At 71.3% G+C, this 17,040-nt stretch carries 11 protein-coding genes; 5 read left to right on the forward strand and 6 right to left on the reverse strand.

Annotation, left to right across the window (positions count from 1 at the left end; translation table 11 throughout):
- The first annotated feature begins 140 nt into the window (after window positions 1–140).
- Window positions 141–4,244, forward strand: coding sequence for a hypothetical protein (locus ACG83_RS25580; protein ID WP_054568806.1), 4,104 nt, complete (start codon window positions 141–143; stop codon window positions 4,242–4,244).
- Here ACG83_RS25580 and ACG83_RS25585 read toward each other — a convergent pair.
- The 3 genes from ACG83_RS25585 to ACG83_RS25595 all read right to left on the reverse strand — a co-directional run bounded on the left by ACG83_RS25585 (window position 4,142) and on the right by ACG83_RS25595 (window position 7,639).
- Window positions 4,142–5,737, reverse strand: coding sequence for a DUF4407 domain-containing protein (locus tag ACG83_RS25585; RefSeq protein WP_054568807.1), 1,596 nt, complete (start codon window positions 5,735–5,737; stop codon window positions 4,142–4,144). The two genes, ACG83_RS25580 and ACG83_RS25585, sit on opposite strands and share 103 nt — an antisense overlap.
- 180 nt (window positions 5,738–5,917) lie before the next feature.
- Window positions 5,918–6,757: a toll/interleukin-1 receptor domain-containing protein gene (locus ACG83_RS42860; RefSeq protein WP_076829961.1), complete on the reverse strand. Its 840-nt coding sequence runs from the start codon at window positions 6,755–6,757 to the stop codon at window positions 5,918–5,920.
- Window positions 6,758–6,850: 93 nt separating this feature from the next.
- Window positions 6,851–7,639 carry a nuclease-related domain-containing protein gene (locus ACG83_RS25595; protein ID WP_054569144.1) on the reverse strand — a complete coding sequence of 263 codons (789 nt, stop codon included), beginning with the start codon at window positions 7,637–7,639 and terminating at the stop codon, window positions 6,851–6,853.
- A 423-nt stretch (window positions 7,640–8,062) separates the two neighbouring features.
- Between ACG83_RS25595 and egtA the strand changes: the two genes are divergently transcribed.
- Genes egtA through egtD form a run of 4 tightly spaced genes read left to right on the forward strand, consistent with a single transcriptional unit; the run spans window position 8,063 to window position 13,216 of the window.
- Window positions 8,063–9,721, forward strand: coding sequence for an ergothioneine biosynthesis glutamate--cysteine ligase EgtA (egtA, locus tag ACG83_RS25600; RefSeq protein ID WP_054568809.1), 1,659 nt, complete (start codon window positions 8,063–8,065; stop codon window positions 9,719–9,721).
- Entirely contained in the window at window positions 9,703–11,169 is a 1,467-nt protein-coding gene (egtB, locus tag ACG83_RS25605; protein WP_054568810.1) for an ergothioneine biosynthesis protein EgtB, read from the forward strand. Before egtA ends, egtB begins: the two co-directional genes overlap by 19 nt.
- 14 nt (window positions 11,170–11,183) lie before the next feature.
- Window positions 11,184–12,017 carry an ergothioneine biosynthesis protein EgtC gene (egtC, locus tag ACG83_RS25610; protein WP_054568811.1) on the forward strand — a complete coding sequence of 278 codons (834 nt, stop codon included), beginning with the start codon at window positions 11,184–11,186 and terminating at the stop codon, window positions 12,015–12,017.
- Between the two features lie 41 nt (window positions 12,018–12,058).
- The gene (egtD, locus tag ACG83_RS25615; RefSeq protein ID WP_054568812.1) at window positions 12,059–13,216 is read left to right on the forward strand and encodes an L-histidine N(alpha)-methyltransferase; all 1,158 of its coding nucleotides are present in this window, start codon (window positions 12,059–12,061) and stop codon (window positions 13,214–13,216) included.
- 43 nt (window positions 13,217–13,259) lie between these two features.
- Here the strand turns inward: egtD and ilvD are convergent, their stop codons facing one another.
- The 3 genes from ilvD to ACG83_RS25630 all read right to left on the reverse strand — a co-directional run bounded on the left by ilvD (window position 13,260) and on the right by ACG83_RS25630 (window position 16,952).
- Window positions 13,260–15,113 (reverse strand): dihydroxy-acid dehydratase, encoded by a 1,854-nt coding sequence (gene ilvD / locus ACG83_RS25620; protein WP_054568813.1) that lies wholly within the window; start codon window positions 15,111–15,113, stop codon window positions 13,260–13,262.
- A 249-nt stretch (window positions 15,114–15,362) separates the two neighbouring features.
- On the reverse strand, window positions 15,363–16,568 hold the full coding sequence (locus tag ACG83_RS45505) for a hypothetical protein (RefSeq protein WP_054568814.1): 1,206 nt from the start codon (window positions 16,566–16,568) through the stop codon (window positions 15,363–15,365).
- Between the two features lie 24 nt (window positions 16,569–16,592).
- Window positions 16,593–16,952, reverse strand: coding sequence for an antibiotic biosynthesis monooxygenase (locus ACG83_RS25630; protein ID WP_054569145.1), 360 nt, complete (start codon window positions 16,950–16,952; stop codon window positions 16,593–16,595).
- Between the last annotated feature and the right edge of the window lie 88 nt (window positions 16,953–17,040).

Genomic DNA, 17,040 nt, shown 5'->3' on the forward strand with positions numbered 1-17,040 from the left:
CGGCGCGGTGAACAGCCAGGCCGGCGGCGGCCCTGGCTACACCGGCGGCTACCCGGCTCGCGACCGAGGCCATAGCGGTCCTGCCCGGACAGCGGTAGAAATGCGGCAGATAGTGCGAGGCGCGACGGGGCGGAGACACAGTGACGCGCAGCGGGCCGCCCGATTTCGACGCCGGGGACGGCCGCGGTGACCGCGGCGGCGACAACGGCCAGAGTACGGTCACCGCGGGATTCGCCGGCGGTCCGGATCCCGAACGCGTCGTCAGGGTCCGAGCCGTCGTGCGACCGAACGACGACACTCCGGACGGCACACCGTCGGTCTCCGTCGTCGTCGCCGGTTACCTCGTGGCCTCCGGATTGGTCCTGACGGCAGAAGCGGTCACGCGGTTCGGCTCCGCGGTTTCGCTGTCCGTCGAGTTCGGTGTGGTCGAGGCGGTCGGTGCGGCTGGGGTCGGTGCGGCTGGGGCGGTTGCGGCCGGAGGCGCGCGCGCCGAAACCGCACCTTTCCCGACGCGGGCCGGCCCATCGTCAACCCAGCTCGAAACCGATGCCGCTGTCGCACGCCGACAACTCGACGTGGCGCTGGACGCCGCGGAGGACTACGCCTCACAGGTGCAGGCCGCCGCCGACGATTTCGCCACCGTTGTCGCGGAACTGTGCGACGCCTATTTCAGACGCTGGGAGGATGAGACCGCGACCCTCGCCCGGAAAGTGCGAACCCGGGTGAGAGAGCTGGTCTCGGACGGGCCGTCGGCCCCGGCTGACGACCCTGAGGTCCGCTCCATGGACCAGCGCATCCGTGAGGAGCAGTTTGCGATCGGCTCCTCGCTCGCGGCGAGCGAGCACGAGTGCGGCGAGATTTCGCTGGTTCCGGTGACCGAGACCGATCTGGTCGTTCGAGGGTTCCGAGATGAACTGAGGGCGAGCCGCCGGATGGCGACCAGGGCACCCTCGCCAGACCGACCAGAACTCGGTGACGCCACCGGGGCCGGCGCCGCGGAACCCCGATACGAAGGTCTGGTCCGGCGGATCGCGGTGAGCGCCGCGGAACTACGCGCCCGGGTAAGTGAGGTCGCCGACGAGACGTCTGACCGCGTGGACAGCAGGATCAAGGAAAGCGCTCCCTCTCGGCGCCTGATCGATCTGGTACACACGGTCGCCGATGACGTCGACACTCACCTCCTGAACAGCGCGGATGGCGCCGAGTCCGGTTCGCCGCCGCGGCGGTTCCCCACGGTCACCAGGGTTGCCGCCGTTCGCGAACTGACCAGAACCGCGGCGGACGAAGACCGGCGTATCCGAGATGGGCTGATCACCGCGAGGAGGGCGTTGGACGCTGCCCTCGCGACGGCGGACCGGGAGTTCGCCGTCACCGTCCCGCTGGTCCTGCGCGGCGAGGACCCATCGGGCGGCTCCGCCGGCGCCGGGGTCGAGCTGTTGTCACGGCGCCGGGCCGATGGCCGCCCGGAGCTTCCGCGCGGCGGTGCCGAGCCGCCCCGTCCAGAACCTTCGTCCGGCGACGTCGGCCAGCTTCCGGTCGCAGCAGGCATCCGATGGGCCGACGAGCGCTCCGGGCTGGCGTTGCTGGAGCTGCTGGAACCCGGACCGGACCGGCACGGCGAGGACCCGCCGTTCGTCACGCTGCCTCCGCAACGGGTCGGTCGGGCGTTCTACGGGATCGCGCGGTCCTCTCACCTGCGGGTCGAGGGCAAGGTGACGGCGGTGCCGGGGCAGGACGGCTCTGCCAACGGCCGTCCGGGGGCAGCGGCACCGCCTCGACTCCTGCTCGCGGTGGAGGCCTCGTACGATGCTCCCGGCGCCGACGTCGGGCCTGACGGTGCCGACGGTGCCCGTGCCCGTGACAGCGGTCGCGGCACCGACAGCGACAGCGACTGGGCGTCCCTGCGTGGCGCCCCCGTGTTCGTCAACGGCGGGTACGCGGGAACAGTGGTCGACGCGTGGGGATCGGACCTCTCCCCCGGCACTGGCTCGGGACGGCCGAGGCGGCAACTGCTGGTCAGCCCGCCGTCAGCCGCGCTGGCAGTTCTCCGGCGGCTGTCACGAGAACGTCGGGCGGCCCGCCACGGCGACGAACCCGGAGCCGGCGCCGAGAACGACGAGGCCTTCCGCACTCTGCTCGACGATCCGGACGACGTTCCCGAGATCAGGTCCGTCGTGCTGACCGAGCACACCGAGGTGGTCAGAACAGGGGAGGTGGTCCGAGTCGAGCCGGCCTTCAGGCTGTTGCCGGACGACGACAGCAGCCGTTCCAGCCCAGGGCTGCTGTTGGACTCGGCCCACGAGGTCGTCTCGTTCACGGGCCGGGACGACGAACTCCGCCAGCTGGTCGTCTGGTGTCGGGAGGGGCCGGGCGCGATTGCCGCCCGTCTGGTTACCGGGCCGGGCGGGTCCGGGAAGTCCCGGCTGGCCGCAGAACTGTGCCGAAGGCTCGAGAACGCAGGCTGGTCGGCGGGCTTCGCCAGCCTGGGAGAGCCTTCACCAGGCCCCGGCGCGGGTTTCCGCCCGGCAGGCGACCCTGGTTCCACGACACCCCCGGCACTCATCGTCGTCGACGACGTCGACCTGAACGCCGAGCAGGCCGGGCAGTTGCTCCGCAGGCTGACCCTCGACCGGTCGGGCAACCGCACCCGGCTGTTGCTGCTCGCCAGGCACCGGCAGTCCTGGTGGTGGCGGCGGTTCGCCACCAGCTCGGGCTCGGCCGCCGATCGCCTCCCGGGACTGGACGAGTCGAAGGACCTCGTGCTCGGCGAGATCCCGTTGGCATCCGACGCACGGCGGCAGTTGGCCGGCGACGCGCACGTGGCATACGGCGAGGTCCTGCCGAGCCCCCGAGCTTCGTCGACCGACGGCGTGGCAAGTGACGTCCTGACCCACGTGCTGTCCAGCGGTGACCTCGGCCTCCCGCTGGTACTCCAGGCTCGGATGTTGCTCGAACGTCATCCGGAGGCCAGGAAGCTGCCTCCCGACGCCGGCCGCGACCTCGTGCTGCGTGAGCTGCTGATGGTGGAACGCCTGCACTGGCGCCGGTCGCTGAGGGATCACGTGGCCGACGGCCGGCCGAGCGGTCGCTTCCCGCGGACTGATGACCTGCACGAGGGCACGACGACGCACGACGGAATGGCGAGCCTCGCCGTCGCCGTCACCACACTGACCAGCCCGATCAGCAGGCGTGCGGCTGACGTACTGGTAGCCGCGGTTCCCGCGTTGGGCGAGGACGCGGCCGCACCCGACCGCGCCGCGCTGACGGCCTGGCTGTGCGACCTCCACCCGCGCCGCGCCGGCGGCGTCGAACCGCTGCGCCCCGATCTGCTGGCCGAGCAACTGCTCGCCGAGACCGCCGGTCAGACACTCGTTGACAGCTGGCATGCCGAAGGCTCGGTCGTCGATCACCTGAAGGATCTCACGGAAGGGATCATGGCCGTCCTGGCGCACACCGCGACCGGGACGGGTACCGGGACAGCCGTCCTGACGCCGGAAGAGGCTGAGGCTGCTGAGGACTGGATGTACGACGAGCTGCGGCGCTCGTTCCATCGCGACGCCGTGCGAAGCAGTGTCGGGAGGCTGGTCGCCGAGGGCACCGACGCACAGGGCTCCGGGACCGGCCGGACCAGCTGGACCGGTGGCCAGCGGTCGCGGCCGTCGGCACGGAACAGTCAGGCCGAGGTCGAGTTGGCACTCCAAAAACGTGTTGTGCAGGAGAAACGAGCCCGGCTCCGGCCGGAAGACCCGATCAGGGTCCGCCGTCTGGCCCAGGAGCTGCACTATCTCGCCGACCTCGTCTTCGCCCGAGATCCTTCGGCGGCCGGGACCTTGTACGACGAGGTCCTGGAGAAGTACGGGTCAGGCGACGAGTTCACGCACGACCGGGCCGACGTCCAGGTCAACCTGGCCAGGGTTCGGATGCGGTCCGATCCGGCCGTGGCGCTTGCGCTGGCGAACGAGGCTGTGGCCGGCTACGAGACGCTCATTCCGTACAACCGGGAGGCCTACCTGCGAAAGCTCACCGAGGCACGTGTCCTGGTGATGCGGGCGAAGGTCAACGAGGACCTCAACGGCCGTCCGCGGTCTTCCTCACGTCGCCGGTCTCCTGGCTCCTGGCTCCTGAAACGGGATGCGCCTGATCAGGCCGAGCCGAGGTCCTTGGGCGGGCCGCCACTCGCCGCCGGGTCTTCGGGTGGCACATCCTCACCCGAACCGCCCGAACCGCCCGAACCGTTCGGGTGAGGCGGGCCGCTGATCCTGCCACGCCACCCGGCCAGCACGGGCCACGGCCTTCTGCTGGCCTCCTTGCGACGGGCGACAGCCTCGGTGCGTGGGCCCGGGCCCGGACCCCCGTCCGTTTCCGCGAGCCGGCGAGGCCTGGGCGCGCCCTGGTGGTCCCCGTCGTGCGGCCGGAACGGGTCCGCCTGGACCTCCTGCGTCAGCCGGCGTCGGATCTCGTCCGCATGCGCGGCGTCCACCTGGGAGTAGACCTCCCGAAGCCGCTCTGACCAGCGTTGTGCCCGATCCAGCTCCAGGTCGTGGTCGAGCTCGGCCAGGAACAGTTCCTTCTCAGCATCGCGACCGGCGATCTCCTCCCTGAGCTTCCGCCGAAGCCCGGCCTCGTGCAGCACGGTCGCCTCGTCGGCGGCGGCCGTCGTTTCGTACGCGCTCTCCTTCCCCAGCGACATCAGGAACTTGATGAAAATCGGCAGGCATTCGATCAGCAACGCCAGCGCGGCGACGGCGCCGTGGGCCGCGAACCCCGAACCACTGCTGAATGTGATCTTGTGGAGCGCATCGAGCCGTATCAGCATGCCGTCGTTGTTGGTGTTCCGCGCCTGGAACTCCGCCACGTTCCTGGCTTCGTCCGCCTCCAGGCGGGCCAGTTCTTTTTTGTCTTCTGCGGTGGTGATGCTCGCCGGCCTACCACGGGTACGGACGCCGTCGGCGGCGGTCTCCGCCGACCTCGCCTTGTCCAGTTCGGCTTTCTTCTCGGTGCGGTTGGCGACCAGTTGATCGATCTTGCTCTGGATCGAGGCCGCGGTGTCACCTTTTCCCGGGGCGCCGGTACGCCCCCTGCCGCTGATTTCGTCGGAGAGCTCGGTCTTGGCCGCGGTGATCTGGTTATCGATTGATGTCAGATCATCTTCCAGATTCTTTGTGGTCTGCCGAAGTTCGCTGGCGTCGGGCGTCTGGCTCGCGGCCTCGACATCCTCCGCGAGGCCGGCTATCTCCGCCCTGAGATCGGCGATCCGCAGGCCCGTCGGGTCGGTACGCCGATCCGCCAGGAACTCGGCCTCACGCTCGCTCTGGATCTCGGTCACCTTCGCTCGCACCTCGTCGTCGAAAATCGTGAGGACGAGCGGGGTCGAGATCACGACGCTGATCACGACGGCGAGGCAGAGGCGGGGGACCAGGTAGCCCACGTTCTGCCAGAACGTCTCCTGCCGGGGGAACGAGACCAGCCAACGGTCGAGGTTGGCGATGAACAGGCCCCAGCCGAATCCGAGCACGGCGCAGACCGGGAGGCTGGCATCGAGGGCGATCCGCATCGCGAAAGCGAGCGACAACCCGGCGATGACCGAGGTCCCCAGAATGACGCCGCCTGTACCGACGTACTTCGGCCGGTCTCCCGGAAACCGGTTCAGCACCGACCGCTGGGCGCCGACAAGGGCGATGAGCAGGTCGGATATTCGCCGCCGGTCCCGAGAACCCGACGAGATCTCGCCAGCCATGTTCCCCCCGTGGCTGTTGGCTGCATACGAGCGACCGCGTGCTCGGATGCCTCCCCGGCGGGCAGCGCGATACCCGGGCCGGTATGGCACCCGGGAACGTCGGGAGCCGTTTCCGGCACCATACGGCGCGGCTCGCGCACAGATGTCCGCCGCCGGAAATCGACGGGGTGTCGTGCGCGGTCAGCGGCGCTCCGGTGGGCACTTGGTGGCCACGTTGACAATCTGGAGGACTTCTCGGTGGAGCGTGCGACTCGCCGTGTCCTTGTCGAGGCCGACGAGGTTGATCCAGGGCAGTTCAGCCAACACTCCGGCCGGCGCACAGTCGGCGACTATGACAGTGAACACCCGGTCGGTATGGCGGCGGGTCGCGTTGAGCACCGCACCCCACTCGGTGGCACCGTCATCGTCCGGTCCGAGGTAGGCCGGAGACAACACCGCGACCACCCACGCCGACCGCGGCGCATCCTGCTTCGTCCGGTCCACCATTCCCGAGGCGAGGGGGGCATCCGCATCGGGAAGACAGACCGAAGGCGGTACTCGAGACGATTGGCCCAACTGTGCAAGCTCACCGGCGATCCATCTTGCCCAGGCCCGGTCCTTCTCGTCCCCCGTCACATAGCTGACGAAAAATCCATACTCCTCCGCCGCGGGCTCGCGCGGCTCGGGGCGACCAGCCGCACGCACGGGAACGGTCGGGCCGGGAGACGGAAAACCACCGGCCGGTGACACGCTCTCGGCCGGCGTGTCGTCGATGTCCGGGAACATACTCGGCTCAAAAGCCGGGTTGGCCGGCCAATCGTCATGGGCTGCGGCCAGCAGCAGCTTCCGGCCGCCCCTGAGTATTCCTTTCTCCAGGAGATCATTGATCATCCACCAGTACTTTTTGGCATTTACCTGGCTGACCTCTGGCAGGCTGTCCTTCGGAAAGCCAGCCCTCCTGAGAAAGTCCCGAGCTTCCACCGGGCTTTCGTAAACATTGATGAAAGCCCTGAGTTCCGTCTCGGTGAACCCCCCGCACATCCCAGCTCCCCGAACCCCCGAACCGAGTCGGCACGGTGTGTCCGTCGTGCCCGCTACCGAAGACGGTGATCGTACCGTCTGGCACTGTGTCGGCTATCTGCGCAGCATCCCCCGCAGCCGTGAGCGGGTGGGCCAGGACTGCGGCCCGGCGACCTCGTACCCCGGCAGGACCCGCTGCGCCACGTCGACGAGCAGCGCGACGTCGATCGGGCGCAGCACCACGCCGGCGGCCAGGATGTAGTCCGCGACCCCGGCCACGGGCAACAGCAGGACACCATCGACCAGTGCGAGGCCATCCGGCACCTCCGCCCGCGCGAACGCGACGACCGACTGTGCCTCGAGCTGCCAGCCGGCGGGCAGCTCGGCGACGAGCTGGCTGGTGGCCTCCTCGCCCATCCACGCGACCAGACCGAGCATGGCGCGCAGCGGCACCTTGCCAGCCCACACACCCGCCGGGTTCTGCCTGATCGGACCGCCGTGGGTGTCGGTCTCGATCACCCAGGCTCCGGACGGGCCGATGACCAGGTGGTCGATGTTGCCCGCGGAGTCCGCGAGCTGCCGGTCGTGGAGCACGGTGTAGCCGGCGCGGCCGAGCCGGTCCAGGGAGCGGGCGGTGCGGCGCTCGGCCTCGGCATCCACTCGCCAGGCCTCGATCTCCGGTGGAACGCGGTAGTAGCGGATGGCGAACGCACCGAGGACCACGAGCGCGCCGAGCACCGCGGCCTGCGCCACCCGTACGGCCGGTAACCCGCCCAGACCGCAGAGAAACCCGGCGAGCGCACCCGCGCCGGCAGCGCCGACAGCCGCCACGACGGCCACCCGTCGTGATCTGTCGCCGCGCTCCGCCGCGTACAGCTGCCGTCGACGCTGGTACTCGGCCATGGCCGACCGGCCAGCCGGCACGCGATCATGAGTATCCGCGGTCACCACCTCCTGTCAGCTCGGTACCGCCGCCGCGCTTCGGGGGACCGCAGGTGGGTACCGCGAGTCTGCCGCGATCCGGTCACCGGGCGCTACCAGCAATCTTCATCGTGAGGATCACACTTCCATCGAAAACGCGACCGCAACAGCCCGGAAGCGTGGAATAACCGAAAGAACTACCGAAGATGTACACGCCCCCGTCTGGGAAGTGGTGGCTGCCCCCACGCCTTGTGTCAGGTGGAGAGTGTCAGGTGGAGACAGCCCACAACCCACGGCGCTGCGCCCGCTGCCCGACGAGGGGTAGCCGAGCCGCCACTGTGGGGAGAACGCCCTCACGATAGGCGCCTGTCGACGTGGCCGAGGCGCAGGGAGAGGAGCCACTCGATGCCACTTCGCGTGACACCTGAGGCTTCTGGACGCAGGCAAACGGGTCGGACCAGCCCCAACGGCCCGACCGGTCAGCCCGAGACGACCGACGAGGCGGCCCACATAAAGATCACATCCGCGTCTGCTTCCTCCGCTGAGTCCGCCGCGGCGGAGCTGCGGTCGTTCGACGACCTCGTCGAACTCGCCACCCACGACGTCACCAGCACCGATGCCACAGCCGAGGGCTCGGCCGGGTCCGGAGCAGGAGCGGGAGCCCCGGCCGGAGAAGGCGCCACCGGACGGGCGGACACCCGCCGGGTCGGCATCGAGCTCGAGTGGCTCGTCGTCGACGTCGCACGTCCATCCCGCTCCGTCCCGCCGGACGAGACGGCTGCGGCCCTCGTCGAGGCGCTCGGAACCACCGGGGCGCCCGGAACCGCAGGGGCGCCCGGAACCGCAGGGGCATCCGGAGCCGCAGGGGCATCCGTCCGGTCGGGCCGGCCGGAACCAGGGCCGGGGGCGGGGGCCGGAGCGCCGCCCTCACTGCCCTCGCTGCCCGGCGGCAGCCGGCTCACCTTCGAACCGGGCGGGCAGCTCGAGCTGTCCGGTCCGCCGCTCGCCCTGGCGGACGCCGTCGCCGCGATGCGCGGCGACCTCACGCTCGTCCGCGGCGCGCTCGCCCGCCACGGCCTCGGTCTGGCCGGCCTCGGGGTGGACCCGCTGCGGCCACCGCGCCGCCACACGGCCGCCTCCCGGTACGTGGCGATGGAGGAGCATTTCCGCGCCGTCGGCGGTGAGGCCGGGCTGACGATGATGTGCTCCACCGCGTCTGTCCAGGTCAACCTGGACAGCGGTGCCGACGTCACGCAGACCGTCGAGCGTTTCCGGCTCGCCCACGCCCTGGAGCCGGTGCTGATCGCGATGTTCGCCGCGTCGCCGATGCCGGCCGGCCAGCCGCTCACCTGGCAGTCCGGCCGGCAGGAGGTCTGGGCCAGGATCGACCCGAGCCGCACCGGCCCCGTCCTGCCCGACCCGACGGTGCCGCCGACCGAATGGAACCCGCGCGGCGGAACCGACCATCTGGCCTGGCTGTGGGCGCGGTACCTGCACGACGCCCACCTCATGATGATCGCGGGGGACGACGGCGAGTATCAGGCCGTCGGGTACCGGGCGACCTTCGGCGACTGGCTGGCGGGCGGGCGGGCCGCGCCGAGCACCCGCCGGCCGACGCGCCAGGACCTCGGCTGGCATGCGACGACCCTCTTCCCGCCGGTCCGTCCACGCGGCTGGCTGGAGCTGCGTTACCTGGACGCGCAGCCGTCGGAGCTCTGGCCGGTCCCGGTGGCCGTCGCGTCGGTCCTGTTCGACGATCCGCTCGCCGCCCGCGAGGCCCTCGCGGCCAGTGTGGCGGTCGCCGGCCGGGCCCGGCTGGCGGCCCGGCTGGGGCTGCGGGACCCGGCGCTGCACCGCGCGGCGGTGCGGTGCGTCGACCTCGCCGTGGAGGCGCTCAGTCGCGCCGGCGGTGATCCGGAGCTGCGCCTCGCCGTCGAGGCCTTCGCGGATCGCTACACCCGGCGGCGACGCTCGCCGGCCGATGACCTGAGCCTGCGCCTGGCCGCCCGCGGGCCGGCGGAGCTGCTACGCGAGGAGGCGTCCCAGTGCGTCCTGGTCCCCTGACCGCGGCGGCGGTGGCCGGCGAGCTCGACGCCGCCCGGCGCCGCTCCCTCGCCTACACCGACCTCACCGACGACGATCTGCTGCGCCAGCACTCTCCCCTGATGTCGCCGCTGGTGTGGGACCTCGCCCACGTCGGCAACTACGAGGAGATCTGGCTGCTGCGCGCGCTGACCGAGGCCAGGGAGCTGCACGCCGGGCTGGACGACATCTACGACGCCTTCCGGCACAAGCGGGCCACCCGGACGTCCCTGCCGCTGCTCGGCCCGGCCGAGGCCCGCGGCTACCTGCGGGACGTCCGCGCCCGGGTGCTGGACGTCCTCGCCGCGCTGGAGCCCGATCTGCTGCTGCCACGTCCCGGCGCCGAGGCGGGGGCGCGGGCCGAGGCAGGGGCGGGGGCGGAGGCGGTTCCGCGGAACCGGCTGCTGGCCGACTCGTTCGTGTACGGCATGGTCATCCAGCACGAGCACCAGCACGACGAGACGATGCTCGCCACGCTGCAGCTACGCACGGGGCCGCCCGTCCTGGCGGACCCCGCGGACGCAGACGGCCCGGGTGTACAGGGCCCGGGTGTACAGGGCCGAGGTGGACAGGGCCCGGGCGGAGAGACGGCCGGCATCTCGGCACGGGCGGCGGGCGACACGGACGAGGTCCTGGTCCCGGCCGGCGAGTTCACGATGGGGACGTCGACCGAACCGTGGGCCTACGACAACGAACGGCCCGCGCACACCGTCCACCTGCCCGCCTTCCACATCGGCCGGTTCCCGGTCACGAACCAGGCGCAGATGGAGTTCATCGCCGACGGCGGCTATGACGACGAGCGGCTCTGGTCGGCCGACGGCTGGGCCTGGCGCTGCAAGGAGGACCTGAGCGCGCCGCTGTTCTGGTCCCGCGACGGCGATGTGTGGACGCGACAGCGCTTCGGGCGGGTCGAGCCTGTCCCGCCGGACGAGCCGGTGCAGCATGTGTGCTGGTATGAGGCCGAGGCGCACGCCCGCTGGGCCGGGCGGCGGCTGCCCACGGAGGCCGAGTGGGAGAAGGCCTGCGCGCACGACCCTGTCACCGGGCGTTCACGGCGGTATCCATGGGGCGACACCGACCCGACGTCCGAGCTTGCGAACCTGGGGCACGGGCGGGCCAGGCCCGCGCCGGTCGGTAGCCGGCCGGCCGGGGCCAGCCCGTGCGGAGCCGAACAGATGATCGGGGACGTATGGGAGTGGACCGCGAGCGGATTCACTCCGTATCCCGGATTCGCCTCGTTCCCGTATCGGGAGTACAGCGAGGTCTTCTATCCTCAGGGCGGCGAGTCCGCCGGTTATCGGGTGTTGCGGGGCGGTTCCTGGGCGACCCACTCCAGTGCGGTCCGGTCCACCTTCCGCAACTGGGACTTTCCGATCCGCAGGCAGATCTTCGCCGGGTTCCGGCTCGCGCGCGACGCCGGGCCATCCTGAGGAAGGGGGCACCTGTGTGCCGCCATCTGGCCTGGCTCGGGGCTCCTCGCACGCTCGCGGCGCTCACCGTCGACCCGCCGTTCGGCCTGCTGCGCCAGTCCTGGGCGCCACGCCGGATGCGGCACGGAACCATCAACGCAGACGGTTTCGGAGTCGGCTGGTACGCGCCGGCGCTGCGCCCGGAACCGGCGCGTTACCGGCGCGCCGTGCCCATGTGGACGGATGCCTCGTACGAATCGATCGCAGGAACGATCAGTTCGTCCTGTGTGCTCGCCGCCGTGCGCAGCGCGACTGTCGGCATGCCGGTGGAGGAGACCGCGACGGCGCCGTTCACCCACGGCACGCTGCTGATGAGCCACAACGGCCGGGTGAATGCCGAGGCCGCGATGAGTGAGCTGCTGGCCCGGCCCGGCGCACCGGTGCCGGACTCCCGCTGCGACTCGGCCATCGTGGCCGCGCTGCTCTGGGAGAGCACGTCCCGGCTGCCGCTACCGAAGGCCGTGGCGGATGTCGTACTGACCCTGAGTGAGCTCACCGAACCGGACGGGACTCCGGCCCGGCTCAACCTCCTGGTCACGGATGGCACCCAGATCGTGGCCACCACCTGGCGGGACACCCTCAGCTACCGGGCGGGGCCGGACGGCGTTCTCGTCGCAAGCGAGCCGGACGACGACGACAGCGATGACAGCGCCAGCGCCAGCGATGACAGCGACAGCGACGACAAAGGTGACAGCGACGGCAGCGGCAACAGCAACAACGGCGACAGTTCGGGCTGGATCGACGTACCCGACCTACATCTCCTGGTGGCCGACACACGCAAAGTCACTCTTAGTAGTTTGATCTCTTAGAACGGCTACTGTGAGTCGCACGAGTAGACGGAGGGCCCACGTTGACATCCAGGACACCCGCAACTGCCACGGGAGCGCGCGGGTCCGCCTTCGCCGGAGCCAGCGGCGGCGACCCGAGCGGCATCCGCGACGAGCCCACCCGACCGCAGGACGCAACAGCCAACGGATTGGGGTCGGGGTCCGTGCCGGGCACCGGTATCACTGTCACACGCCACCTTGCGTCCGCCGAACGGCACGCGTCCCTCGCCGCCGACGTCCGCACCGGGCTGACCGCGAATCCGCGCGAGCTGCCGCCCAAGTGGTTCTACGACGCCACCGGCAGCCTGCTGTTCGACCGGATCACCCGGCTGCCCGAGTACTACCCGACCCGGCGCGAACACGCGGTGCTCGCCGCCAACGCCGCGCGGATCGCCGCGGCCTGCCCGGCGACGACGCTGATCGAACTGGGTTCGGGCACGTCGGAGAAGACCCGTCTGCTCCTGGACGCGCTGCGCAACGCCGGGGTGCTCCGTCGCTTCGTCCCGTTCGACGTCGACGAGGAGACCCTGTTGCGGGCGGGCCAGGACATCCTCCGCTCCTACCCGGGCACCTCCGTGCACGCCGTCGTCGGCGACTTCGAACGCCACCTGGCCTTCCTCCCCGGCTCCGCGGGCGGCGACAGCGGGAGCGCGGGCGGCATGGCGGGCGACCGGCGGCTCGTCGCCTTCCTCGGCGGCACGATCGGGAACCTGCGTCCCGAGACCCGCGGGACGTTCCTGCGCGCCCTGCGGGACCAGTTCCACGACGGCGACGCGCTGCTGCTCGGCACCGACCTCGTCAAGGACCCCGCCCGCCTGGTCGCGGCGTACGACGACAGCGCCGGTGTGACGGCAGCCTTCAACCGCAACGTGCTCTCCGTGATCAACCGGGAGCTCGACGCCGACTTCGACCTGCGCGGCTTCGCGCACGTCGCGACCTGGGATCCGGAGAACTCCTGGATCGAGATGCGGCTGCGCAGCGTCCGCGAGCAGGAGGTCAGCGTGCGCGCCCTCGGCCTGGTCACCCGCTTCGGCGCGGACGAGCAGATGCGCACCGAGATCAGCGCCAAGTTCACGCTCGAAGGCATCCGGGCCGAGCTCGCGGCGGCCGGCCTCGGCACCAGCGCGCAGTGGACCGACCCGGACGGCGACTTCGCGCTGACGCTGGCCGTCCCGGCCTGAGCCGGGACGGCCGCCAGGCCGGTGGTCAGGACTGAGCCGGTGATCAGCCGGTGATCAGCCCGACGTCGCGGGCGGCGCCGGTCGACGCCGAGGTCGCCATCGCCGCGTACGCGCGCAACGCGGCCGACACCTGGCGCTCCCGGCCCACCGGGCGGTAGCCGGCACCGGCCTCGATCTCCGCCCGCCGCGCAGCGAGCTCCTCCTCCGACACCAGCAGCTCCAGCCGCCGGGTCGGGATGTCGATCTCGACGATGTCGCCGTCACGCACCAGCGCGATCGGCCCGCCGTGCGCCGCCTCCGGCGAGACATGGCCGATCGACAGGCCCGAGCTGCCGCCGGAGAAACGGCCGTCGGTGATCAGAGCGCACTGCGGGCCGAGCCCACGGCCCTTGAGGAACGCGGTCGGGTAGAGCATCTCCTGCATGCCCGGGCCGCCGCGCGGGCCCTCGTAGCGGACGATGATCACATCGCCGGCCTTGACGACCTTGTTCAGGATCGCGTCGACCGCGGCCTCCTGGCTTTCCACCACCACAGCCGGACCGCGGAACGACCACTGGCTTTCGGGGACGCCGGCGGTCTTCACCACGGCGCCGTCGGGCGCCAGGTTGCCACGGAGCACAGCGAGACCACCGTCGGCCGAGTAGGCGTGCGCCACCGAGCGGATGCAGCCCTTCTCCGCGTCGGTGTCGAGGGTGTCCCACCGGTTCGTCGAGCTGAACGGCTCGACGGTACGCACCCCGCCGGGCGCCGCGTGGAACAGCTCGACCGCGTCCGGGGACGGATCCGCGCCGCGCACGTCCCAGCGATCGAGGAACTCGCGCAGGCTCGCCGCGTGCACACTGTGCACGTTCGGGTCGAGCAGCCCACCGCGGTCGAGCTCACCGAGGATCGCCGGGATCCCGCCGGCCCGGTGGACGTCCTCCATGTAGTAGTCGGTCGAGCTCGGCGCCACCTTGCACAGGCAGGCCACCGACCGGGAGATCTGGTCGATGTCGTCGAGCGTGACGTCGACACCGGCCTCGACGGCGGCGGCGAGCAGGTGCAGCACCGTGTTCGTGGAGCCGCCCATCGCGACGTCCACCGTGAAGGCGTTGCGGAACGCGGCCGCGGTCGCGATCGAGCGCGGCAGGACGGCCTCGTCGTCCTTCTCGTAGTAGCGCCGGGCCAGGTCGACGACCAGGCGGCCGGCCTCGACGAACAGGCCGCGGCGCGCCGCGGAGGTCGCCAGCGCCGACCCGTTGCCCGGCAGCGCCAGGCCCAGCGCCTCGGTCAGGCAGTTCATCGAGTTCGCGGTGAACATCCCGGAACAGGAGCCGCAGGTCGGGCAGGCGGAACGCTCGATGGTGTCGAGCTGCTCGTCACTCACCGCCGGGTTCACCGCGGCGATCATCGCGTCGATCAGGTCCAGCCGGGAGCGGGCCACCCCGCCGGTGATGACGGCCTGCCCCGACTCCATCGCCCCGCCGGACACGAACACGGTGGGGATGTTCAGCCGCAGCGCGGCCAGCAGCATGCCCGGGGTGATTTTGTCACAGTTGGAGATGCAGACCAGCGCGTCGGCGCAGTGCGCGTTGACCATGTACTCGACGCTGTCCGCGATGATCTCCCGGGACGGCAGGGAGTACAGCATGCCGCCGTGGCCCATCGCGATCCCGTCGTCCACGGCGATCGTGTTGAACTCCTTGGCCACACCGCCCGAGCCGACCACGGCATCCGCGACGATCGTCCCCAGATCGCGCAGGTGGACGTGGCCTGGGACGAACTGGGTGAAGCTGTTCGCGATCGCGATGATCGGCTTGCCGAAGTCGTCATCCGTCATGCCGGTGGCCCGCCAGAGAGCGCGGGCACCGGCCATGTTGCGGCCGTGGGTGGTGGTGCGGGAACGCAGAGCGGGCATCTCGACCTCTGGGCTGGAATTTCGGGGCACGAACGGACGGTGTGCTCGGGACGCCAGACCTGGGCTCGGGCGGGTGGGCGCCGATCCACATCGTCCGCGTCGCCCGCACAGCGGGGCCGACACCGAGGTTCCCGAGCCGACCGCAGACACTCCAGGCGCGCCCCGGTCCGGAGGCTCGCCACCGCTCAGGCTACGCCCTGCATCCGTCGGGACGTCGTCGGGACGCCGTCGGGACGGCGACGGTGCCGGTCAGGGCGTCCAGCCTCGGCCCGGGCCGAAACCCGGGTCGTCGGTCCCGTCGGTGTCATCGATGCCCGACGGACCCGTCGGTCCGTTCGGCGCCGAGGGCGGCCCGGACGTGCCTCGCCGACCGGTGCGGCCAGGCCGGTCAGGCCCGCCCGGCCCCGGTGGCCTGTCGGGCCCGCTGGGCCGGCCAGGACCGGACCCTGAGCCGGAGTCGGGGCCGAGACCGGAACCGCCGGATTCGGTGGCCAGGAACTCCAGCCAGGTCGGATCGATATCCGCTTGCGTGTTCGGATCCGGCCGGTCGGGATCCGGCCCCGGCGTCTCCGGCGCCGGCGCGTCGGCTGCGGGGAACGGGCCTGGCGTTGACGGATTCCCATGGGCGGCGTCCCCGGGCGCCGGTTCCGCGGAACCGCGGGCCGGTTCCGCGGAACCGGGTGGGGGAGTCCCGGGCAGACCGGTGCTTCCTTCCGGCGGCGGTGCCGCGAACGGGTACCCGGCCCGACGGCCGGCGCCCGGCGGCGGCTGAGGGGCAGGCGTCCAGCCCGGCTCATCAGGCCGGCCGTGCGGCGGGACGAACGGCTCACCGGCTGGCGTCGCGGCTCCGGGGTAGCCCGGATGGGCGACCTGACCCGCGTTCCCCGGGTACCCCGGGTAGTGGGGTGGATACCCCTGATACCCCGGGACGCCCGGACCGCTCCCCGGGTAGTGCGGGTACCCCGGCGGACCGTACGGCCCATACGGGCCAGCCGCCCCCGGTGCTCCGGGCACTCCCGGCACTCCCGGCGCACCCGGCGTTCCGGGCGCTCCCGGTGCTCCGGGAACGCCGGGCGCACCCCCCGGCTGGGCGGTGCCGTACCCGACCGGGCCTCCGAGCAGCCGCGAACCCGGCTGTGGCCCCGTCGCCCGGTTGAAGCGCGCGACCGTCCTCGACCCTTGCCGGCCTCGCCACCACCGGTTGATCAGCACCACGAGGACCAACGAGGCGACGGTGCCCAGCAGCGGAGCGACGTCATGGTCCTCGTACCCGATCAGCTGGTAGACGCTCAGCACGCCGATGAAGGCGTAGCCGGTCACGAAGAAGACGATCGGGCGGAACCTCACCCGCTCGACCACCCTGCGCAGCACGATCGCGACGAAAAGCCACAGAAGGAAACCGAAGAAGACGGCGGTGAGCGGAGCGAAGACGAGGTACTCGAAGAACGTGGCCATCGGTTCAGGCTGGCCCGGGGCGCGCTAGGCCGACGAGCCCGGCGCGGCCGGCTCCGGGCGGTCCGCGATCGCCACGACGTGCTCCACCGACGGGTCGCCGGCGAAGAACGGCGACAGCGCCGCCCGCCACCGGGTGAACCGGTCGGAGCCGCGGAACGTCTCGGTGTGTGCCTCCAGGCTGTCCCAGTCGACGAGCAGCACGAACCGGGACGGCGACTCGACACCCCGCGTCATCCGGACGGACCGACATCCAGGGGTGCTGACCAGCTCATGGCGGACAAGCCGATAGGCCGCCGCGAAGTCGTCCTCGCTGCCAGGCCTGACTTCGAACCTCGCGACCTCGACCACCCCGGAGTCGCGCGGGGGAACACCGGAAACGCTCATGGCGTCCAGTCTGTCACCGAGGACCGGGGACTTCAGGCCGGCTGCCACGACCAGTGGCACGTTTGCCCGTGGTCCGACGCTGCGATGT

The organism is Frankia sp. R43 (assembly GCF_001306465.1).
In the GTDB taxonomy this organism is placed as follows: Bacteria; Actinomycetota; Actinomycetes; order Frankiales; family Frankiaceae; genus Parafrankia; species Parafrankia irregularis.